At 66.4% G+C, this 21,129-nt stretch carries 21 protein-coding genes and 1 pseudogene; 13 read left to right on the top strand and 9 right to left on the bottom strand.

Annotation, left to right across the window (positions count from 1 at the left end; all coding sequences use genetic code 11):
- Positions 1-3: 3 nt before the first annotated feature.
- The 3 genes from fusA to M3I56_RS28665 form a co-directional block, all read right to left on the bottom strand.
- Positions 4-2,058: an elongation factor G gene (fusA, locus tag M3I56_RS28675; protein WP_254356837.1), complete on the bottom strand. Its 2,055-nt coding sequence runs from the start codon at positions 2,056-2,058 to the stop codon at positions 4-6.
- 197 nt (positions 2,059-2,255) lie between these two features.
- The gene (locus M3I56_RS28670; protein ID WP_254356836.1) at positions 2,256-3,029 is read right to left on the bottom strand and encodes a slipin family protein; all 774 of its coding nucleotides are present in this window, start codon (positions 3,027-3,029) and stop codon (positions 2,256-2,258) included.
- The gene (locus M3I56_RS28665) at positions 3,026-4,564 is read right to left on the bottom strand and encodes a nodulation protein NfeD (RefSeq protein ID WP_254356835.1); all 1,539 of its coding nucleotides are present in this window, start codon (positions 4,562-4,564) and stop codon (positions 3,026-3,028) included. The genes M3I56_RS28670 and M3I56_RS28665 overlap by 4 nt, the downstream gene beginning before the upstream one ends.
- Positions 4,565-4,851: 287 nt before the next feature.
- On the opposite strand from M3I56_RS28665, the pseudogene M3I56_RS28660 reads away from it, so the two are divergent.
- Positions 4,852-4,941 (top strand): annotated as a pseudogene (locus M3I56_RS28660) (metal ABC transporter substrate-binding protein); the annotation flags it as partial.
- Positions 4,942-5,193: 252 nt separating this feature from the next.
- Here the strand turns inward: M3I56_RS28660 and M3I56_RS41165 are convergent.
- Positions 5,194-5,319, bottom strand: coding sequence for a hypothetical protein (locus M3I56_RS41165; protein WP_266232470.1), 126 nt, complete (start codon positions 5,317-5,319; stop codon positions 5,194-5,196).
- 321 nt (positions 5,320-5,640) lie between these two features.
- Between M3I56_RS41165 and M3I56_RS28655 the strand changes: the two genes are divergently transcribed.
- Positions 5,641-6,003 carry a DUF4148 domain-containing protein gene (locus tag M3I56_RS28655; protein ID WP_254356834.1) on the top strand — a complete coding sequence of 121 codons (363 nt, stop codon included), beginning with the start codon at positions 5,641-5,643 and terminating at the stop codon, positions 6,001-6,003.
- Positions 6,004-6,240: 237 nt separating this feature from the next.
- The gene (locus tag M3I56_RS28650) at positions 6,241-7,275 is read left to right on the top strand and encodes a 2-hydroxyacid dehydrogenase (RefSeq protein ID WP_254356833.1); all 1,035 of its coding nucleotides are present in this window, start codon (positions 6,241-6,243) and stop codon (positions 7,273-7,275) included.
- 76 nt (positions 7,276-7,351) lie between these two features.
- On the opposite strand, the gene M3I56_RS28645 is transcribed toward M3I56_RS28650, so the two are convergent.
- Together M3I56_RS28645 and M3I56_RS28640 are read right to left on the bottom strand one after the other, a co-directional pair.
- The gene (locus tag M3I56_RS28645; RefSeq protein WP_254356832.1) at positions 7,352-7,774 is read right to left on the bottom strand and encodes an organic hydroperoxide resistance protein; all 423 of its coding nucleotides are present in this window, start codon (positions 7,772-7,774) and stop codon (positions 7,352-7,354) included.
- Between the two features lie 40 nt (positions 7,775-7,814).
- A complete protein-coding gene (locus tag M3I56_RS28640) occupies positions 7,815-8,063 on the bottom strand; it encodes a DUF4148 domain-containing protein (RefSeq protein ID WP_254356831.1) in 249 nt (82 codons plus the stop codon).
- Positions 8,064-8,475: 412 nt separating this feature from the next.
- Here M3I56_RS28640 and M3I56_RS28635 point away from each other — a divergent pair, with 412 nt between their 5' ends.
- From M3I56_RS28635 to M3I56_RS28625, 3 genes are all read left to right on the top strand, one after another.
- Entirely contained in the window at positions 8,476-9,519 is a 1,044-nt protein-coding gene (locus tag M3I56_RS28635; protein ID WP_254356830.1) for an alpha/beta fold hydrolase, read from the top strand.
- An 11-nt stretch (positions 9,520-9,530) separates the two neighbouring features.
- The gene (locus M3I56_RS28630; RefSeq protein ID WP_254356829.1) at positions 9,531-9,773 is read left to right on the top strand and encodes a cytochrome P460 family protein; all 243 of its coding nucleotides are present in this window, start codon (positions 9,531-9,533) and stop codon (positions 9,771-9,773) included.
- A gap of 114 nt (positions 9,774-9,887) precedes the next feature.
- The gene (locus tag M3I56_RS28625; RefSeq protein WP_254356828.1) at positions 9,888-10,256 is read left to right on the top strand and encodes a GFA family protein; all 369 of its coding nucleotides are present in this window, start codon (positions 9,888-9,890) and stop codon (positions 10,254-10,256) included.
- 5 nt (positions 10,257-10,261) lie between these two features.
- Here the strand turns inward: M3I56_RS28625 and M3I56_RS28620 are convergent, their stop codons facing one another.
- Together M3I56_RS28620 and M3I56_RS28615 are read right to left on the bottom strand one after the other, a co-directional pair.
- Positions 10,262-10,534 (bottom strand): GFA family protein, encoded by a 273-nt coding sequence (locus M3I56_RS28620; protein ID WP_254356827.1) that lies wholly within the window; start codon positions 10,532-10,534, stop codon positions 10,262-10,264.
- Between the two features lie 417 nt (positions 10,535-10,951).
- On the bottom strand, positions 10,952-11,515 hold the full coding sequence (locus M3I56_RS28615; RefSeq protein WP_254356826.1) for a thioredoxin family protein: 564 nt from the start codon (positions 11,513-11,515) through the stop codon (positions 10,952-10,954).
- Between the two features lie 318 nt (positions 11,516-11,833).
- Between M3I56_RS28615 and M3I56_RS28610 the strand changes: the two genes are divergently transcribed.
- From M3I56_RS28610 to M3I56_RS28590, 5 genes are all read left to right on the top strand, one after another.
- Entirely contained in the window at positions 11,834-13,666 is a 1,833-nt protein-coding gene (locus tag M3I56_RS28610; protein WP_254356825.1) for a cytochrome c biogenesis protein DipZ, read from the top strand.
- Positions 13,667-13,939: 273 nt separating this feature from the next.
- Positions 13,940-14,305 (top strand): DUF4148 domain-containing protein, encoded by a 366-nt coding sequence (locus tag M3I56_RS28605; protein ID WP_254356824.1) that lies wholly within the window; start codon positions 13,940-13,942, stop codon positions 14,303-14,305.
- Between the two features lie 50 nt (positions 14,306-14,355).
- Complete coding sequence (locus M3I56_RS28600; RefSeq protein WP_254356823.1) at positions 14,356-15,144, top strand: alpha/beta fold hydrolase; 789 nt, start codon at positions 14,356-14,358, stop codon at positions 15,142-15,144.
- Positions 15,145-15,253: 109 nt separating this feature from the next.
- Entirely contained in the window at positions 15,254-16,450 is a 1,197-nt protein-coding gene (locus M3I56_RS28595) for an MFS transporter (RefSeq protein ID WP_254356822.1), read from the top strand.
- 44 nt (positions 16,451-16,494) lie between these two features.
- Complete coding sequence (locus tag M3I56_RS28590) at positions 16,495-17,895, top strand: amidase family protein (RefSeq protein ID WP_254356821.1); 1,401 nt, start codon at positions 16,495-16,497, stop codon at positions 17,893-17,895.
- A 12-nt stretch (positions 17,896-17,907) separates the two neighbouring features.
- On the opposite strand, the gene M3I56_RS28585 is transcribed toward M3I56_RS28590, so the two are convergent.
- Positions 17,908-18,354 carry a helix-turn-helix domain-containing protein gene (locus M3I56_RS28585; RefSeq protein WP_254356820.1) on the bottom strand — a complete coding sequence of 149 codons (447 nt, stop codon included), beginning with the start codon at positions 18,352-18,354 and terminating at the stop codon, positions 17,908-17,910.
- 183 nt (positions 18,355-18,537) lie between these two features.
- Here M3I56_RS28585 and M3I56_RS28580 point away from each other — a divergent pair, with 183 nt between their 5' ends.
- Complete coding sequence (locus M3I56_RS28580) at positions 18,538-19,731, top strand: MFS transporter (protein ID WP_254356840.1); 1,194 nt, start codon at positions 18,538-18,540, stop codon at positions 19,729-19,731.
- A gap of 33 nt (positions 19,732-19,764) precedes the next feature.
- Positions 19,765-21,120 (top strand): pyridoxal-dependent decarboxylase, encoded by a 1,356-nt coding sequence (locus tag M3I56_RS28575; protein WP_254356819.1) that lies wholly within the window; start codon positions 19,765-19,767, stop codon positions 21,118-21,120.
- Positions 21,121-21,129: the final 9 nt, after the last annotated feature.

Below are 21,129 nucleotides of genomic sequence, written 5' to 3'. Positions count from 1 at the left end.
CCCTCACTCCACACTCTCCCCCCGCCCCTTATGCTGCGCCGCCAGCCTTTCCTGATGCGTCGGCGGCACTGGATCGTAGTGGCTCAGCTGGATACTGTAATTCCCATGCCCGCCCGCGAGCGAATTCAGCCGCGACTGATAATCGTTGAGCTCGGCAAGCGGCACCTTCCCCGCAATGACCATGGCTTGCCCGCCCATCGTGCGCGTGCCATGCACCTGCCCGCGCCGGGCGGAAAGATCGCCGATGATGTCGCCCATCGCGGCTTCAGGCGTCATCACTTCGATATCGACAATCGGTTCGAGCACGATAGGCTGCGCTTTCAGCACCGCATCGATAAACGCTTTGCGGCCCGCGGTAACGAACGCCACTTCCTTCGAATCTACCGGATGGTGCTTGCCGTCATACACGATCACGCGCACGTCCTGCATGGGAAAGCCCGCGAGCGGGCCGCTGTCGATCACCTGCAAAATGCCTTTCTCCACCGCAGGCATGAACTGCGAAGGAATCGCGCCGCCTTTCACGGCATCCACGAACTCGAAGCCCGCGCCGCGCGGCAGGGGCTCAACACGCAACATGACTTCGCCGAACTGGCCCGCCCCGCCCGTCTGCTTTTTGTGGCGGCAATGGCCCTCGGCTTTGCCGCCAATCGTCTCGCGCCACGCAATCGTAGGCGGACGCGTCACGACGTCGAGTTTGTACTGATCGGTGAGCCGCTCCAGCATGTAGCGCAAGTGCAGTTCGCCCAGCCCACGGACAACGGTTTCATTGGTCCCTTCGGGGTGATCGATCTGCAGGCAAGGATCTTCCGCCGCGAGCTTTTGCAGCACTTCCCACACGCGTTGCTCATTGCCGGGCCGCGCCGGCTCGATAGCAAGCCCGTAAATCGGATTGGGAAACGCAGGCGGCGTGAGGTGGATGTTGCCGTCCTCGGGCGCGTCGTGCAGCACGGCGTCGAAGCCGATGTCGTCGGCCTTCGCCACCGCGCAGATATTGCCGGGCCCCGCGCGCTGCACCTCTGTATGCTCCTTGCCCTGCAGCATCAGCAGATGCGCCACCTTGAACGGCTGCCGCGCGTTGCCGATATAAAGCTGGCTGTCGCGCGTCACCGTGCCTTGATGAATGCGAAACACGGCTACCTTGCCGATATACGGATCCATCACGATCTTGAACACATGCGCGAGCACGTGCTTGTCGGCATCCGGCTCGGCGCGCACGGGCTCCTTGCCTTCCTTGCCTTCCACCTCGCGGTAGAACAGCGGCGGATTGCCTTCGGTGACATTGGGCAAGAGCCGCACAAACACGTCGAGCAGTTGCGCGATGCCCGCACCCGTCGCCGTGGAGGTGAAGCACACCGGCACGAGATGCCCTTCGCGCAACGCGCGTTCGAACGGCTCGTGCAGTTGCTCGGGGCTAACGGCTTCGCCTTGTTCGAGGTACAACTCCATCAACTCGGGATCGAGTTCGATCACCTGGTCGACGAGCGCGTTGTGCGCGGCTTCCACCGAATAGAAATCGGCTTCGCCCGCCGGGTTGAAAAAGCAGTCCACCACTTCGCGGCCGCCTTGCGCAGGCAGATTGATCGGCAGGCAAGTCTTGCCGAAGGTCTCCTGGATCTGCGCGAGCAGTCCCGGCAAATCGACCTTTTCCGCGTCGATGCCGTTCACGATGATCATCCGGCACAGCTTGCGCTGCTGCGCGTACGCCATCATGCGGGTCGTCGTCATCTCGATGCCGGTGCGCGCATTGATGACGATGGCCGCCGTTTCCACCGCGGGCAGCGCGCTCATCGACATGCCGGCGAAGTCGGGGTAGCCGGGTGTGTCGAGCAGGTAGATGCGCGTGTCCTGGTGGTCGAGGTGGGCGATGGCGGAGTTGAGGGAGTGGTGATACTTGCGTTCGAGGGGATCGAAATCGCAGAGGGCGGTGCCGCGATTCACGCTGCCTGGCGCGTGCAGCGCGCCGCCCTGGTGCAGGAGCGCTTCGGCAAGCGAGGTCTTGCCGCAGCCGGCATGGCCGACCAGAGCGATCGTGCGGATGGCTTCGGGACTGTAATCCATGGCCGCCGTCGTCCGTTAGTGGATGTTCGGCAATTATTGGCGATATTTCCGCGCTCTGCCAATCCCAAGCTCAAAAGAAGCGCGCACGAGCGCGCGCACTGCGGCGGTCGACAATTTTCGCTGCGCTGCAATATTCAGGTGAACTGTCAAAGATGTCGCGAGGGCGCAAGCGGCTCAAAACTGAGGGGACGGATCACTCAACGTTCGCGCGGCGGGCCCGACCGCTCGATCAGCGCATTGAGCAGTTCGATCGGCAGCGGGAAGACGATGGTGGAGTTCTTGTCGGCGGCGATGGTGGTGAGCGTCTGCAGATAGCGCAGTTGCATGGCCTGGGGCTGTTGCGCGAGACATTGTGCGGCCTGCAGCAATTTTTCGGATGCCTGCAGTTCGCCTTCCGCGTGAATCACCTTCGCGCGGCGTTCGCGTTCGGCTTCGGCCTGGCGCGCAATCGCACGGATCATCGTTTCGTTGAGGTCCACGTGCTTGATCTCGACGTTCGACACCTTGATGCCCCACGCGTCCGTTTGCGCATCCAGCACTTTCTGGATGTCGGCGTTCAGTTGCTCGCGCTCGGCGAGCAGGGCGTCGAGTTCGTGTTTGCCGAGGACGGCACGCAGCGTGGTCTGCGCGAGCTGGCTCGTCGCGTCCACGTAGCGCGCGACCTGAATCACGGCCTTTTCGGGGTCCACCACGCGAAAATAGACCACGGCGTTCACTTTCACCGAAACGTTGTCGCGCGTGATGACGTCCTGCGAAGGCACGTCGAACACCACGGTGCGCAGGTCGATGCGCACCGCCACCTGCACCACGGGAATGATGAGCACGAGGCCCGGTCCCTTGACCTTCCAGAAGCGCCCGAGCATGAATACGACGCCGCGTTCGTACTCCTTGAAGATGCGGATGGACGATAAGGCGATCAGCACCAGCAGCGCGATCAGAAGACCTGTGAAGCCGAACGTGAAGCCAATCATGAACGTTCTCCCTTGTCGTTTGCCTTGTCGTGTGCCGCGCCGTGCAGCGGAGTGACGGTGAGCATGAGGCCGCTGCGCGAACTCACGCGCACGCGGCTGCCGGCGGCGAGCGGCGTGGTGCATGCCACGCGCCAACGCTCGCCATGCACGCGCGCCCAGCCCGTGGAAAGGGCTGCGTGGCCGGGGCGCGGGTCGGGGTGCAGGCCCTCGTCGATCACTTCGCCAGTGGCGCCTACCATCGCCTCCGCGCCGGTCACCACGGGCCGCCGCCGCGCGCGCAGCGCCACGCTGGAGACGGTGGCGACGAACGCCGCGCCGCCTAGCGCCAGGCCTGCGATGAGCGGGATGGGGATGCCGTAGCCGGGCGCGCTGGTGTCCATCAGCATGAGCGCGCCGATGGCGAACGCCACGATGCCGCCGAAGCCGAGCACGCCAAAGGTCGGCAGAAATGCCTCCGCAATGAGGCATGCGAGCCCGAGCAGCACGAGCCCGAGGCCCGCGTAGTTCACGGGCAGCAGCTGCATGGCGAAGAGGCCCACCAGCAGGCAGGTCGCGCCTGCCACGCCGGGCAGCACGAAGCCTGGGTTCGCGAACTCGAAGAAGAGCCCGTAAATGCCGATGGTCAGCAGAATCAGCGCGACGTTCGGGTCGGCGACGATCGAGAGGAAGCGGTTGCGCCAGTCGGGCGCGACGACTTCGAGCGGCGCGTGTGCAGTGGCGACGCGCAGCGTGCCCGCCGTGGTCGTGACGGTGCGGCCGTCGAGCTGGCGCGCGAGATCCGCGGGGTCCTGCGCGATCAGATCGATCACGTGCTGGTCGCGCGCTTCTTCGTCCGAGAGGCTCACGGCCTCGCGCACCGCACGCTCGCCCCACGCCGCGTTGCGCCCGCGCAGTTGCGCGAGGCCGCGAATGTAGGCGGCGGAGTCGTGCATGACCTTGCGGGCTTCCGTCGATTCGTTGTCGTCGGGGTGCGGGGCCGATGCGCCGGGGGCTGTCTCGGGGGCGCCTGGCGGGCCACCTGGAAGGCCACCGCCACCGCCGCCGCCCACACCGAGCTGCACCGGCGATGCCGCGCCGAGGTTGGTCCCCGGCGCCATGGCCGCGAAGTGGCTTGCGTAGACGATATAGGTGCCCGCGCTCGCGGCGCGCGCGCCGCCGGGCGCGACGAACGCCGCGACCGGCACCGGCGAGGCGAGAATCGCCTTGATGATCTGGCGCATCGACGTGTCGAGGCCGCCGGGCGTATCCAGCTCGAGGATCGCAAGCGGCGCGTGCTCGCGCGCGGCGCGCTCCAGCGAGCGGACGATGAAATCGGCGCTTGCGGGGCCGATCGCACCGTTCACCGTCATGACCACGACGGGCGCCCTGGCCGCCGCGAACGCGTCCGGCACAGCCAGCGCGGCCGCCAGGGCGGCCCACGCGACCAGCAAGGCGACGAACACGACGGCGCGAGCAAGCCGCGCCGTGAGCGGATGGTGCGGGTGAACGGGCGGTGCGTCGTGCACCGCGGCATGCGAGGGGCGATGATCGCGCATCGGGAGTCCGGAAGGTGGCGCACGTTCCGGTTCACAGATGGGGCAAGAGCCGATACCTCAAGATTAGGCGCTTTCCGCCCAAAGCGCGAACCGGCCCGAATGGCAGGAATACGCGCCGAACGTTGCGCCGCACACTGATTGCGCGGCTCCGAAGGCAATGGAGGAATCGAGATTTGGCGCGCCGGGCTTCGTGGCGAACATCCGGTGGCCGGCAGGTCGTTGCTATCGCAACCAAATGGCAAGAGGACTGTGCAAGCGCGCATGGACCCATTCGGCGGCGAGGCCTATGGGCGCGCGAACTGGTGGCTGCGTACGACTCGAACGCGGTCGCGCATTTCATCCTCACGCGCTACCAGGATTCGGTGCGGCGGCGATGGCAGGAACGACGTGCTCACCTGGCGGCGTCTGGACGACCGGCCGGTCACGCATGCGTTGCGTGGCTAGGCGCACGCCTTTGCCGGCGCGCTTCTGGCGGCGCCGGGGTGGCGTCCCAATGCGGCGCGCGCGGATGCCCCGGAAGCCGAGGTTTGGTTGGGCGCCGCATAAAACCCGACCGCTTGATGCGGCCGCGTGTTACTTCTCGTCCCTCGTTTGTGCGGGCAGGGACGCTTGCTGCAGTCAGGCGCGGATTAGTACCAACGGCGCTGAGCTTCTGCGAGCAGTTCGCAGTATTCGAGGTGACGGTTCAGCGCTTCGGCGCCAAGACGACGCAGTGCAGCCAGGACTTGAGTCACTTTTTCGACGATTGCACCCATGATTTCCTCTTTGCTAGGGTTAGTGCCTAAGGGATAACCCTTATTATAGAGATTTCGGGGCGGAATGCAAGGCGCGAGGAGGCTAAGTGTGCAGTGCAGCAACACTTTTGATTCGCCCCTTATTGGCGTGCTAGCGGCCGCGCCCAGCCGCCCGGGCGCCTTCCTGTATCCCACTGCGTCTGGCCGTCTGTCCGACAAACGCGCTTGCAAAAACGGGCTCGCGTGCAAACAAGCCAGATACATCGCGGCGTTCAAATGTCTCCTACGCAAGGTTGATACACAACAGTGCGCAACCACTCACCCAACGTCAGGAGAAACACCATGAAGCTCGCACACTCGCTCGCCGCCGCCGCTCTTGCTGCCCTCGTTGCCGTTCCCGCGCTCTCGTTCGCACAGTCGAGCCAACCGGTGACCCGCGCCGAAGTGAAGGCCGAACTCGTGCAACTCCAGAAGGCCGGCTACAACCCCGCCAGTGATAACACGCAATACCCCGCGAACCTGCAAGCCGCGCTCTCGCGCGTGAGCGCCGAAAGCGGTGCAGCGGCGTCGACGTTCGGCGGATCGGCCGAGGGTGCGTCCGCAGCAGGCAGCCGCACGCACGCCCGCGCCGCATCGAATGCCGCCGGTGCCAATGAGGCCGGCCAGGATGTCGTTGGCCTCGGCCCGATCTACGCCCACTCATAATGGGCGCGGCACCACGCCGCGAAGTTTGCCGCGCACCGGCAGGCTTCGCGGCGTTGCCGCGTCCATGCCCGGCCCGCGCATTCCCGATCGCGCGCCAGGCTGCTGTTACTATGTGGGTGCGCGCATGCACGCCCGCGCGGCGGCACACGCGAACGCTTTGACGTTCGGGTTCAAGGCGCATCCATGCGCATCACGGCGCAATTCGCGCCGATACCCCGAAGCTCGCACGAGGTCAACATGCCGGGAACCCAGATCCCCCCTTCCGCTCGCCCACGCATGATCCTGTTCAGCGCCCGCCAGTACGACGTCGACACGTTTACCGAAGCGAACACCGCTTTCCAGTACGAATTGCACTACCAGGAATCGCATCTCGATGCCGATACGGCCGTGATCGCCGACGGCTACGACGTGGTGTGCCCGTTCGTGAACGATGCGGTCGATGCCGCCACGCTCGAGCGCCTCCACAAGGGCGGCACGCGACTCGTGGCGCTGCGCTCGGCGGGCTTCAATCACGTCGATCTTGCCGCGGCGCAGCGTCTTGGCATCACCGTCGCGAGAGTGCCCGCGTATTCGCCGCATGCGGTGGCCGAACATGCCGTCGGGCTGATCCTCGCGCTGAACCGCAAGCTGCCACGCGCCGTGTCGCGCACGCGCGAAGGCGACTTCTCGCTTGCCGGGCTGCTCGGTTTCGACCTGCATGGGAAGACGGCCGGCGTGATCGGCACGGGCATTATCGGCCGGTGTTTTGCGCGCATCATGGCGGGCTTCGGCATGCAGGTTCTCGCCCATGACCCGGGCACGCCGGCCGCCGACTTGCTGGCGCTCGGCGCGCGCTACGTGCCGCTCGATACGCTGCTGGCACAGTCCGACGTGGTGAGCCTGCATTGCCCGCTCGTGCCCGCCACCCGTCATCTGATCGACCGTCACGCGCTCGCGAAGATGAAGCGCGGCGCCATGCTCATCAATACCGGCCGCGGCGGGCTCGTGGAAAGCAGCGCGCTCGTGGATGCGCTCAAGAGCGGCCAGCTGGGGCATCTCGGCCTCGACGTGTACGAGGAAGAAGGCGGCCTGTTCTTCGAGGACCACTCGGATGCGCCGCTGCAGGACGACGTGCTCGCGCGTCTCCTGATGTTTCCGAACGTGATCGTCACGTCTCACCAGGCGTTCTTTACGCGCGAGGCGATGAGCGAGATCGCGCAAACGACGCTGCGCAACGTGGAGGCCTGGCGTAACGGTTCGCCGGGCAATCTCGTGGAAGCGCCGCACGGCTAAAGCGCACGTCAAGACGCAAAGGCAAAGCGGGGCGCACGCAAGCCGCTCCGCTTTTTTGCTTTCTACTGCTACGCGATCACGCCTCGAGCACGCTGAGCGTGACGTCGATGTTGCCGCGCGTCGCCTTCGAGTACGGGCAGATCTGGTGTGCCGTTTCGACGATGCGCTGCGCCGTCTCGCGGTCGACGCCCGGCAGGGTCACGTTCAGGCGGCCGCGCAGCGTGAAGGCGTCGTCGGCGTTGACGAGGTCGATCTCGGCGTCGACCGCCACGTCGCGCGGCAGCGTCGTGCCGAGCTTGGTGGCGGCGCGGCCCATCGCGCCGATGAAGCACGCCGACCAGCCCGCCGCGAACATCTGCTCCGGATTCGTGCCCGGCGCGCTCGAACCGGGCGGCGAGAGCTTCACGTCCAGACGCCCGTCTTCGCTGCGGGCCGCGCCGTCGCGCCCGCCGGTGGTGTGGATCTTGCCGGTGTACAGCACTTTTTCTGCCTGGGTCATGGTGTTTATCTCCTGGGGTTAGCGTCGTGAGGACAAGGATTTAGCTGCCGCGATACAGCTGCTGGAGCGCGGCGAGCTGGCCGTCGTGCTGTGCCTGAACCAGTTCCTGGCGAACCTGTGCACGCGTGATCTTTGCGTTCGCCGCATTGCTGCCGGGCGTCCATGCCTGGCCTGTCTGAACCGCGGGTTGCGCCGCGCTCGATTGAGCGGGCATGGCGGCGAAGACCGGAGCGGCGGTGAGGACTGCCGCGCTGGCGGCAAAGGCGAGGGCGAGCTTCGATACGTTCATGACTTTCTCCTGGGAAGGGTTCGGAAATCCGTCCGGTCATCAGCAAGTTCCGGCGTTGATGCATTACAACCACCGGACGTATCTGCCGTGTTTCATGAACGCCGCGTTTTGCAAGGGTATGTGTCCGCGCTCGCCGCTTATACATTGCGATACAAACTAGCCGCTTTTGCAATCCCGCTCGCGTCGCATCGATCCTGCCACGCCGACGCTTTTTTGATTCGTTTTGTGTACGCGCTCACAACAGACACATTGGGATACATGGCGCTTTTCCCGCCCGGTTATAAATTCACCGGGGCGTTTTGCCTGCCGCCGCGAGCGCGATCGACCGAATCGAACGATCCGCTGCCGCTGGCTCATCAACGAGGCCAAGCCGTTCGGGCGCGGCCTGCATGCACAACAAGGAGAAGTGGTCATGTCAGATCCCGTCAACGTCCGGCGCCGTCGCCTTCTCGGCACGTCGCTTGCCGGCCTCACGCTCGCGGACTTCGCATTCGGCGGTCTCGCGCACGCACAGTCGGCTGGCGGCGCGGAAGGCAACACGCGCACGGGCAACGGTGTATCGTTCGGCCCGATCAAGCAGATCAACGCGGGCCTGCTCAATGTGGGCTACGCCGAGGCGGGTCCGAAAAACGGCCCGGTAGTGATCCTGCTGCACGGCTGGCCGTACGACATCCATAGCTATGTCGAGGTCGCGCCGATGCTGGCCGCGTCGGGTTATCGCGTGCTCGTGCCGTATCTGCGCGGCTACGGCAGCACGCGCATTGTCTCGGACGACACGCCGCGCAACGGCCAGCAGGCCGTCACCGCCGTCGACCTCATCGCGTTCATGGACGCCCTGAAGATCGATCAGGCCGTTCTGGGCGGCTACGACTGGGGCGCGCGCACGGCGAACATCGTCGCGGCGATGTGGCCCGAGCGCGTGAAGGGGATGGTCTCCGTGAGCGGCTATCTGATCGGCAGCCAGGAGGCGAACCGCAAGCCGCTGCCGCCGCAAGCCGAGCTGCAGTGGTGGTACCAGTTCTACTTCTCGACCGAGCGCGGCGCGCAGGGTTATGCCGCGAATCGCAACGCGTTCAACAAGCTGATCTGGCAACTCGCCTCGCCGAAGTGGAACTTCGACGACGCGACCTACGAGCGCAGTGCAGCGTCCTTCCAGAATCCGGACCACGCGGCCATCGTGATCTCCAATTACCGCTGGCGCCTCGGGCTCGTGCAGGGCGAAGCGAAGTACGACAGCCTCGAGCAGCGTCTCGCCGCCGCGCCGGCCATCACCGTGCCGACTATCACGCTCGAAGGCGACGCGAACGGCGCGCCGCATCCCGCGCCGGCCGCTTACGCGAAGAAGTTCACGGGCAAGTATCTGCACCGCAATATCGATGGCGGCATTGGCCACAATCTCCCGCAGGAAGCGCCCAAGGAGTTCGCGCAAGCCATCCTGCAAGTTACGCATCTGTGACGGGGGCCGCGATGCAAGCCCGTTTTTTCGGGCATCGCGCGCTTCTCGCGCAGGGTCCCGCCGCATGGGCCCAGCAAGGCGCGCAAGCGCCGGGGCAGACCGTTTCGCCGATCTACGGCGTGACGATTCCGCCCGGCTACCGCAAGTGGGAAATGATCGCGCCGGCCGAGGAGGCGCAGCATCAACCCTGTTTTGCGTGCCACGCGTCGAAGGTGAAGGATCGCGACTACGTGTTTACGCGATTCGCGCCTTGACGGGATGCCAAGGCTCCTGATTCAGGATCGGTGACATAATCCCGCAGTCGTCGTCAAACGGATCGGGAGAGCCCCATGCAGCGGACATACCGCGGAAGTTGCCATTGCCAGTCGGTGAAGTTCGAAGCCCTAATCGATTTCAGCAAGGGCACGGGAAAATGCAACTGCAGTTTCTGCGGAAAACTCCGTCTTTGGCTCGTCCAGGTTCGCCCGGAAGCCTTCGTTCTGCTCTCGGGCGAAAGCGATCTCACCCATTACGAAGGGAACAACCCGGTAGCCCATCATCCGTTCTGCAAACATTGCGGCGTGCACGTATTCGACCGCGTCGATATGCCGAACGGGACGGGCTACCCTTACATCAACGTGAATATCATGTGCATCGACGACTTCGACCTGAACGAAGCCCTCGATGCACCGATCTCCTATGCCAACGGTCTCGCGAATGACTGGGGCAATCCGCCTCGGGAAACGCGGCATCTATGAGTGTTTCAGGGCGCTCGTCCCGCATATTGAGCGACGCCGGGCTCGCGGGCGTCCAGTTGATGCCGTTCACACGTGAACTGAACGAATCCGGCATGGAACCGTGAAGGTTCATCGAGCGTTCCGGCGTAGAGCGTCACGATATCCGGCGCATGCTGCGGTGTGCCGAAGAGCAGGCTGCCGCAATGCGCACAGGAATTTCGCGTAGTCGGCATGCCGCTGCCGCCGGTCATCGTGTAAGAGCGGATTTCGCCTTCGAACGAGAATTCGGCCGCGCTCACGACGACCACCGGCAAACCGGCCGATCCGGAAGCGCGCTGGCAATCGCGGCAGTGGCAAATGAGCTGCGCCGCGCGCGTTGTATTGCACCGTGCCACACAGGCTGCAGCCTTTCCAGGCTGTCGACATCGGTCTTCTCCCTTTTTGCGGGTACGCGCGCATGTTACGCGTATAGTCGGTCTCTTCGCTCGCGATCTCGAACCATCGCACGCTGGGCACCACGCTGAATACGCTGATCGACGCGGGGTTTTCTATTCAGCGCGTGAATGAATTTGCGCCGACGCCCGAGCAGGTTCAGCAAACGCCTGCATTGGCCGAGGAACTCGAACGCCCGATGCTGCTGCTGGTATCGGCGAATACGTAGCGTAGCGCCTTGTGATCGCCGCCGCCCCGCAAGCCGGAGCGGCGGCGCCAGCCGATCATCCCTGCTTGCCCTGAATGCCCAGCAGATCGCGAACTTTCTGCTCGGTCTGCGCGTAGTCGCCCTCGCCGAAGTGGGTATAAACGAGCTTGCCGTTCTGGTCGATGAGGTAGACCGCCGGCCAGTACTGGTTGCCATAGGCATTCCACGTCGCGTAACCGTTGTCCTGCGCGACCGGGTACGTAATGTCGTATTGCTTGATGGCCTTCTGCAGGTTGCCGGTGTCGCGCTCGAACGAATACTCGGGCGTGTGCACGCCGACCACTACGAGACCCTTGTCGCGATAGCGCGCGTCCAGCTCCTTGATGTGCGGGATCGTGTGCGCGCAGTTGATGCAGTCGAAGGTCCAGAAGTCGACGAGCACGACCTTGCCGTGCAACTGCTTGAGGTCGAGCGGCGGGCTGTTGAGCCAGTTGTTGATACCGGTGAAGTTGGGCGCCTGCGCGCCGGTTTGCAGCGCGGCCGAGCCGCCCGACGGCGCTTCGCCCGAAGCGTACGCGGCGAGCCCGGCGGTGGCGGCGAGGCCGATGGCGACAGCGGCTATCTTGAGACGAGAGATCATGAGCGTTCTCCTTGTGTGGACGACGAGCGTATTGGAACGCTCCCACGTATCTGGCTCGTGTCCCGCTTGCGGCACTGTTGAAACTTAGTGTGTCGCCGCCGGGGCGCGATACGTAGAGATACAAATCGTCCACTGCGCGTCCACAGTCTCGCGCACGCCGCTGCGCGCGTTGCGCGTGTTTGTATCCGTATGTATCCAGCCGCTTTCGCGATACATGACGATGCACGACGCGCGCGTTCCAGACATTCCCCGGATACATGCCCGCGCTGAAATACGCCACATGGCAAGTCCGCCGACATTCGTCTGGAGACCGAACTCATGTTACTCATCGTCATCGCATTCGTGGGCGGTGCGTTCACCGTCCTGAGCCCCTGCATCCTGCCGGTCGTGCCGTTCGTGTTCGCGCGTTCCGACGAGCCTTTCCTGACTGGCCGCCTGCCCATGCTGCTCGGCCTCGCGCTCACGTTCGCGCTGCTCACGGGGCTCGGCGCCGCCGGCCTGAACGGCGCGGCGCAGTTGAGCGAGTACGGCCGCTGGGTCGCGCTCGGGCTCTTCGCGCTGTTCGGCGCGGCGCTGCTCTTTCCTGCGCTCGCCACGCGCCTCTCCGGCCCGCTCACAGCGCTCGCCGACCGCTTCATGGCGCGCTCGCAGGACGACGGCGCGTCGCGCCGCATCGGCTCCGCCGTGCTGCTCGGCGCCGCCACGGGCTTGCTGTGGGCGCCGTGCGCCGGGCCGATCCTCGGTCTCATCATCACCGGCGCGGCCCGCCACGGCGTGACCTGGGAAACCTGGGCCGCGCTCGCCGCCTATGCCGTGGGCGCCGCCAGTTCGCTCGCGGTGGTGGCGGGCCTCGGCCATCGCGCGATGGCTGCGCTCAAGCGCTCGCTCGGCGTGGGTGAGCATGTGCGGCGCGCGATGGGTGCGCTCGTGCTGCTCACGGTCGGCGCGATCGCACTGGGTGTGGATACGCGCCTGCTTGCGCTGGTGCCGGGCGCGCCGACCAATGGCGTGGAGGCGCGCCTCGTCGATTTGCTTGCGAGCCCCGCTGCGGCACGGCAAACGCCGAGCGCGGAGCCGGCGCGTCATGAGGAGCGGGAAGCCCAGGCACGCCCAGTTGTACAAGACGAACAAGCGGCCCAGATCGTGCGCGTGTCGCTGCCGGCCCCGGCGCCCGCCGTCGATCTTGCCGTGGAAGGCCGCCTGCCGGCGCTCGACGGCGCGAACGCGTGGCTCAATTCCGCGCCGCTCACGCCCGAAGCGCTGCGCGGCAAGGTCGTGCTGGTCAACTTCTGGACCTATTCGTGCATCAACTGCTTGCGAACCCTGCCGTATCTGAAGACGTGGGCCGACCGCTACCGTAACGACGGCCTCGTCGTGATCGGCGTGCACACGCCGGAGTTCGGCTTCGAGCATGACACGGGCAACGTCAAGCGCGCATTGGCCAACCTGGACATCCGCTATCCCGTTGCCGTCGACAGCGACTACCGCATCTGGAACGCCTTCGGCAACCAGTACTGGCCGGCGTTCTATCTCGTCGATGCCGAGGGGCGCGTCCGCTATCACCACTTCGGCGAAGGCGACTACGCGCAGGCCGAGCAGGCGATCCAGCAGTTGCTGGCCGACAACGGCCGCGCCACGCCCTCGGCCACGCCGAAAGCGCCGCAGGCGAGCGGCACGCTGGCGCCCGCGGATCCGCGCGACATCGGCTCGGGCGAAACCTATGTGGGGTATCGCGAGGCGCAGGGCAATGCGAACCCGGAGCGCGTGCAGGCCGATACGGCCGCCGCGTACACGTTGCCGGGGCAGCTCGGCTTGAACCAGTGGGCGTTCGGCGGGCAGTGGAACGTGGGCGCCGAGTCCGCCGTGGCGGCCGCGCCGCAGGCGAGCATCGCCTATCGCTTTCATGCGCGCGACCTGCATCTCGTGCTCGCGCCCACCGCCGACGGCAAGCCCGTGCGCTTTCGCATCAGCATCGACGGCACGCCGCCGGGCGCCGCGCACGGCGCCGACGTCGCAGCGGACGGCAGCGGCGTCGCCACCAGCGCGCGCCTGTATCAGCTCGTGCGCCAGACCGGTCGCATTGGGGATCACACCTTCGAGATCCGCTTTCTCGACCCAGGCGCGCACGTCTACAGCTTTACGTTCGGCTGATACGCGCCACGCCATGCGACGCCGCCGTGCCCTCGCGGGCCCGGCGGCGTTTGCGTTGCGGCCCGTGCCGCGCATCGTGGCGGGCTTTTTGTAGCGCAATGTATCTGCGCGCATTTCGGACACGTTCATATGCAAACCGCGCCCCAAACGGAAACACGGCAGATACATCCGGACGTTCAAATACCCCTACGCCAGCTCGATACACCACTCGCGCTGAACCGAACCCGGATTGAACCCGATCGCTGTCTACCTCATTCCTTTTTGGAGAACGTCATGAAAGCCCTCAAGCTCCTCGCCCTCGCTGCTCTCGTCGCCGCCCCGGTTCTTTCGTTCGCTCAGTCGAATGAGCCCGTCACCCGCGCGCAGGTGCGCGCCGAACTCGTGCAACTGCAGAAAGCCGGCTACAACCCGGCCGCCGACGAAACCCAATACCCGAGCAACATCCAGGCAGCGCTGGCGCGCGTGGAAGCCACGGAGGTCGCGCAGCAAGCCGCTTCGTCGTCGTATGGCGGTGTGGCGGACGGCTCGTCCGATGCGTCCGCTGCGCGCAAGCCGCATCACGCCATGAGCGGCACGAAGGCCGCGCGCGCCGCGCAGGACGATATCCCCGGCCTCGGCCCGATCTACGCGCATTCGTAATCCGCCTTTCCGACCCACCGAACGACCCGATAACAGAAGAGAGAAAAACGATGGCTTCGATCAAGCAGATTTTCACGTCCGTGGCGCTCCTCGGCGGCCTCTTCGCGCTGCAAGCGGTGCACGCCGCGCCGCCGCAGGACCTGAAAGGCACCAACGTCGTGCTGGTGCACGGCGCGTTTGCCGACGGCTCCAGCTGGAGCCGCGTGATTCCGTTGCTCGAAGCGCGCGGCCTGCACGTCGTGGCCGTGCAGAACCCGCTCAGCTCGCTCGCCGACGACACGGCCGCAACGAAGCGCGTCATCGAGCAGCAGAAGGGCCCGGTGGTGCTGGTCGGCCACTCGTGGGCGGGCGTCGTGATCAGCGAAGCGGGCAACGACGAGAAGGTGAAGTCGCTCGTGTACCTGGCGGCCTTCGCGCCCGACAACGGCCAGTCGATCGCCGATATCACGCAGGGCCAGCCGGACGCGCCCTGGGCGAGCGAACTGCACAAAGATTCAGCGGGCTACCTGACGCTCTCCGACAACGCGATTCGCCAGGACTTCGCGCCCGACCTGCCGCCCGCGCAGCAACGCATCGTGGCGGCCACGCAGGGCCCGTGGTTCAGCGGCGCGCTTTCGCAGAAGGTCACGCAGGCCGCGTGGCACGACAAGCCCTCGTATTTCGTCGTGACGACGCGCGACCGCATGATCGACCCCGCGCTGCAGGAATCGATGGCGAAGCATATCGGCGCGAAGGTGACGCGCGTGAACGGCAGCCACGTCTCGATGCTGAGCCAGCCGAAGGCCGTGGCCGACGCGATCCTCGACGCGGCGGAGCACGCGCAGCAGGACGCCAGGTAACCGGCCCGCTCGCCTGCCATCGACATCGAACCCGAGGAGCACCTGAATGCCGCGCTGGGTACAGGGACTGATAATCTGCATACTTCCGTCATCGTCCGGAAGTTCCGCCGTGCGCCCATTCAGTGCCCTCATCATGCTCGTCGGCGTCCTGCTCGCATCGGCAGGCTATGGCGCGACGTTCCTGTTCTCCATGCACGTGCACGCCATCGGCGGGAACGACATCAACACCGGCGTGGCGCTCGCGGGCGCCGCGTTCGGCACCTTCGTGGGCGTCTCGCTCACGGGCTGGGTTGCCCAGCAAGTGGGCGCGGCGCGCATGGCCGCGCTCGCGGCGCTCTGCGTGGGCGCGGGCGTGGTGAGCTTCGCGCTCGTCGAGCACGTGAGCAGCTTCGACGTCGTGCCCGGCTTCCTCGTGGGCTTCGGCTGGGGCGCGTTCTGCCTCGCCGCGCCCATGGCACTCGCCGAGCGCACGAACGACGCCGAGCGCGGCCTGTGGTTCCTGCGCTTCGCCACCATGCAGATGACGGGCATCGGCGGCAGTCCGGCGCTCGCGGGCTTTGCGATCCGCTTCTGGCGCATGCCGCTTGGTGGCGTGCTCTACGCGATCGGCGGCCTGTGCGTGCTCGCGGCCGTCCTGCTCGAGCTGTTCGGCCGGCTCGCGCCGCACGTGCGCTCCGCTTCCGCTTCCGCGACGCAGGAGCCGGCCTCGCGGGACCCGTGGCTGCTGAAGATGGGCGTGATCGCCCGCACGCGCGCGGTGTATCCCATCGTCATCATCGCGCTGGGCGGCTGCGTGTTCTCGGGCCTCATGACTTTCCAGATGTCGCTCGTGCAGGGCACCGAGGCGAAGGCGACGACCTTCTTCAGCGTCTACACGGTGACGGTCATCGCCACGCGCTGGCTGCTCTCGCGCGTGGTCATCAAGATACGCTCCGAAACCGCGACGAAAGTGCTGCTCGTCATGATGGTGATGGGCAGCGCGGCGATGTTCGTCGTGCCGTTTCATGTGTTGTTTCAATCGGCGGCCGCGGTGCTGCTGGGCACCGGCTACGGGCTCGCTTACCCGATCGTTCAGCTCCAGGCCGTCAACGACACCGTCGCCGCGCACCGCCGCGCCGCGCTCACGTGGTTCGTCGCGGCGTACTTCGTCGGCGCATTCGGGTTTCCAACCGTCGGCGGCTGGGTGCTGGTGCACGGCGGCCGCGCGGCGCTGCTCGCGCTCATCGCGGCATGCGGACTCGCGGCGCTCGCGCTGGCCGTTGTGCGCGACCGGCGGCGTGTCGAGACCTTATCGGCCAGCGCCTGAACAGGCCCTGGCGATTCCCATTTTGCTAACGAACCGGAGGTATCGTGACTGAACTATGGCGTTTAACTGCAACTGAGCTCGCCAAACGGGTTCGCGCGCGCGAGGTGTCTGCACGCGAGGCAGCGAAGGCCGCGCTCGAGCGGCTCGAGGCCGTCAATCCGCTCATCAACGCGGTGATCGACTACCGGCCCGAATGGGTCCTCGACCAGGCCGACAGGATCGACGCCGCGATTGCGCGCGGCGAGGACCCGGGGCCGCTCGCGGGCGTGGCCGTCACCACGAAGATCAACATCGATCAGGCGGGCTTCGCGACGACCAACGGCACGCGTCTGCAAAAGGATCTGATCGCGCAGGTCAACAGCCCCGCCGTCGAAAACCTCGTGCGCGCAGGCGCGGTGCTGCTCGGCCGCACCAATTCGCCGACCTTCGCGCTGCGCTGGTTCACAAGCAACCAGGTGCATGGGCATACGAAGAACCCGCGCAATGCGTCGCTCACGCCGGGCGGCTCGAGCGGCGGCGCGGCGGCGGCGGTCACGGCCGGCATCGGGCATATCGCGCTCGGCACCGACATTGGCGGCTCGGTGCGCTACCCGGCCTATGCGTGCGGCGTGCATGGCCTGCGGCCCAGCATCGGGCGCGTGCCGGCGTTCAACGCGTCGTCGCCCGAGCGGCCGATCGGCGCGCAGATGATGTCGGGCGCGGGCCCGATGGCGCGCACGGTCGAGGACCTGCGCGTGGCGCTCGCGGCGCTTGCCGCGCCCGACCTGCGCGACCCCTGGTGGGCGCCGGCGCCGCTCATCGGGCCCGACGTGCCGCGCCGCGTGGCGCTCTGCCTGCGCCCGGGCGGCATGAGCATCACGAAGGAGGTGGAGGACGCGTTGCTCGACGCCGGCCGCCGACTCGCCGACGCGGGCTGGACGGTCGAACAGATCGACGACGTGCCGCTCCTGCGTGACGCCGGGGAAGTGCAGGAACGCCTGTGGCTCGGCGAGGGCTTCCCGGCGCTCGCCGACGCCGTGGCGCGTGACGGCGACCCGGGCGCGCAGGCAGTGGTGGACGGCGTGCGCGCCAAGGTCGCGGCGATGCCCGAGGACGTGGTAGTCCCGTCGCTGGTGCGCCGCACGACGCTCACGCGCGCATGGCGCTTGTTCCTGGCGGAATATCCCGTGCTGCTGCTGCCGGTTTCGGGCGAACTGCCATTCCCCGATAACCTCGACATGCAGGGCGCGGCGGGATTCCAGCGCGTGTGGGACGCCCAGCTGACCATGCGCGCATTGCCCGCGATGGGCCTGCCGGGACTCGTTGTTTCCACGGGCATGGTGAAGGACGTGCCGGTTGGCGTGCAGATCGTCGCCGGGCACTTCCGCGAAGACCTGTGTCTGCTGGCGGGCCAGGCCATCGAGGAACGCGGCGCGCCGCCTTCGCCCATCGACCCGGCCATGTAAGCCGGGCGGGCGTCATGCGGGCTTCTTGACCACGGTGTCGTGAGGGGTGAGTGCGTGCCCTTCGCGGGTCTGCGGAAACATCGAAAGCAACGGCTTGCCCGTTGCTTTGTCGATCAACCACGAATGCCGTTCGCCGCGCTCGAACAAATGACGCTCGCCCCACTGCTGAAGGGCGACGATAACGGGGAAGAGGCTTTCCCCTTTCTTCGTTAGCACGTACTCCTGATAGGTCGTGCCGTCGGAGGCAGGTCGCGTTTCGAGAATGCCGGCCTCGACGAGATGGCTCAAGCGGCCGGAAAGAATATTGCGCGCCACGCCCAGATTGCGCTGGATGTCACCGAAGCGGTAGATGCCGTCGAAGACGTCGCGCAGGATCATCAGCGACCACCGGTCGCCGATCACGTCGACCGTGCGCGCGACGGGGCAGGTCTCCTTCTGCATGGATTTGCGGTTTGCCATGACGATTTCCTCTTTCCAGTCCATGTTGACGACGAAACGCGTACGCCTCACGTAGTTGCATTTTAAAACTGGTCGGCATACCATTCAATCAGTTTTGTTTTGAAACTGGATTGAAGATCATGGACGCGGATCCCGTTGCGCTTGCACCGTCGGCCCGCGGCGCTCCCGTGCGGCCGCGCGCCGATGCCGCGCGGCCGCGTACTGCTGTTCGCCGCGGCCAGCGGCTTGAGCGTCGCCAATGTCTACTACGCGCAGCCCTTGCTGGACGCGTTGGCGCGCGATTTCGCCATTAGCCGCGCCGCCGTTGGCGGCGTGGTCACGGCGACGCAGACCGGTTGCGCGCTGGCGTTGCTGCTGCTCGTGCCGTTGGGCGACAGGGTGGAGCGCCGTCGCCTGATGATCGTGCAATTGCTGGCGCTGGCGGGCGTGCTGGGCCTGGTCGGTCTCGCTCGGTCCGTAGCGGTGCTGCTGGCCGGCATGCTGGGTGTGGGCATGTTGGGCACGGCCATGACGCAGGGTTTGATCGCCTATGCGGCGGCGGCCGCCGCGCCCGACGAGCGCGGGCGCGTGGTGGGCGTAGCGGGCAGTGGCGTGTTCATCGGCCTGCTGCTGGCTCGCGTGTTCTCCGGCGGCGTGAGCGATCTTGCCGGTTGGCGCGGCGTGTATGGCTGTTCCGCCGCCATCATGCTTGCACTGGTCGTGCCGCTGTGGCGCCGGCTGCCGAAACTGGTGCGCGGCACGCCAGTTTCGATGAGCTATGGACAACTGATCATCTCGATGTTTGCGTTGCTGCGCTCGGATCGCGTGCTGCAGATGCGCGGCGTGCTTGCGCTGCTGATGTTCGCGACCCTCAATGTCTTCTGGAGCGCGTTGGTGCTGCCGTTGAGTGCGCCGCCCTACAATTATTCTCACACGGCGATCGGGGCCTTCGGCATAGCCGGGGCGGCGGGCGCGCTAGCGGCCGCGCGCGCCGGCCAATGGGCCGACCGGGGTTGGGGTCAGCGCACCAGTGCTGCCGGGCTGGCGCTGCTGTTGCTGGCATGGTGGCCGCTCTCAATGCTGGGACATTCGCTAGGGATGCTGCTGGTCGGCATCGTGCTGCTCGATCTGGGCGGTCAGGCGTTGCACGTGACCAATCAAAGCCTGATTTTTCGCAGCAACGCGCAACTGCATAGCCGGCTCGTGAGCCTTTACATGCTGTTCTATGCGGTTGGCAGCGGGCTTGGCGCGATCGGCACGACGGCGACGTATGCCGCGGCGGGGTGGCATGGTGTGTGTACGCTGGGCGCGGCTATGAGTTCGCTGGCACTCGCGTTTTGGGCCGCCACGGTGCGCAGCATGCCGTGCGCGGCCCCGTGCGCCTGTACGTCGAATTGAAGCCTGAATGGAAACGCGAACCGGGAGACATGGATGGATGAACTGAAACTGCTGGCAGATGCCGACGCACGTGGCCTGCGCTACCTCGAAGACAACGCCACGCGGCGTGTTTTTCCCTCGAACGAAGCCATCGCGGCGCTCAGTGCGTTCGATGAGCCGCTGCCCGCAAGCGGATTGCCCGCCGAAGACACACTGTCCTTGCTCGACCGCGTGGGCTCGCCGGCGACCACGGCTTCGAACGGCCCGCGCTACTTCGGCTTCGTGATCGGCGCGGCGCTGCCTGGGGCGGCCGCGGTGGAGCGGCTCATGCTGGCGTGGGATCAGTGCGCCTCGACGTTCGACAACTCGCCAGTCGCGGCCACGGTGGAACGCATCGCGGGCCGCTGGGTGCTCGAAGCGCTCGACCTGCCGCGCGACAGCGCCGTGGGCTTCGGCACCAGCGCCACTGCGTGCACGCTCGGCGCGCTCGCTACCGCCCGCCGCGCGCTGCTGGCACGGCAAGGCTGGGACTTCGACCGCGAGGGGTTGATGGGCGCGCCCGAGATCAAGGTCGTGGTCTCGGAACTCGCGCACATCACGGTGAAGAAGGCGCTGCGCATCCTGGGCTTCGGGCTGGATCGCATCGTCTACGCGGCCGTCGACGCCCATGGCTGCGTGGATGCGGCGCGACTCCCGTCGCTCGACGACCGCACGATCCTGTGTCTGCAGGCCGGCGAGGTGAATACCGGCGAATTCGACCCGTTTGCGCCGATCATCGCGCGTGCGCGGGAGGCCGGCGCGTGGGTGCATGTCGATGGCGCGTTCGGCCTGTGGGCGCGGACCTCGTCACTGGCTGCGCTGACCGAGGGCATCGAAGGGGCCGATAGCTGGACGACGGACGCGCACAAGTGGCTGAACACGCCGTACGACTGCGCCATGGTCATTTGCCGCGATGCGACGGCGCTGGCCGAGGCGATGAACAGCGACGCGGCCTATTTGTCCGCGAGCGCCGACGCGCAGAAGAACCTCACGCTGGAATTCTCACGCCGCGCGCGCGGCATTCCCGTGTGGGCGGCGCTACGCACGCTGGGCAGAGGCGGTGTCGCGGCCATGGTCGAGCGCCATCACGCGCAGGCGCAGCGCATCGGCGCGGAACTCGGGCGCCTGGGCTACGAGGTGCTCAACCGGGTCGTGCTGAACCAGGTGCTGTTCCGCTGCGCCACGGATGCGCAGACGCAGGCGCTGCGCAGCGCCGTGCAGGCCTCCGGCGAAACGTGGTTCGGCGGCACGGTCTGGCAAGGGCGGCCCGCGTTGCGGATCAGCGTGTCGTCGTGGCGCACGCGGGACGAAGATATCGAAGCGCTCGTGCAACTGCTGGCCTCGCTGCGCGGCGATTCGCGTGCATCGTAGCGAACACCG

The organism is Paraburkholderia sp. CNPSo 3281, assembly GCF_024206515.1.
Lineage (GTDB): Bacteria > Pseudomonadota > Gammaproteobacteria > Burkholderiales > Burkholderiaceae > Paraburkholderia > Paraburkholderia nodosa.
The sequence above is the reverse complement of the archived record's forward strand: the minus strand, read 5'-3'. Positions and strand labels throughout refer to the sequence as shown.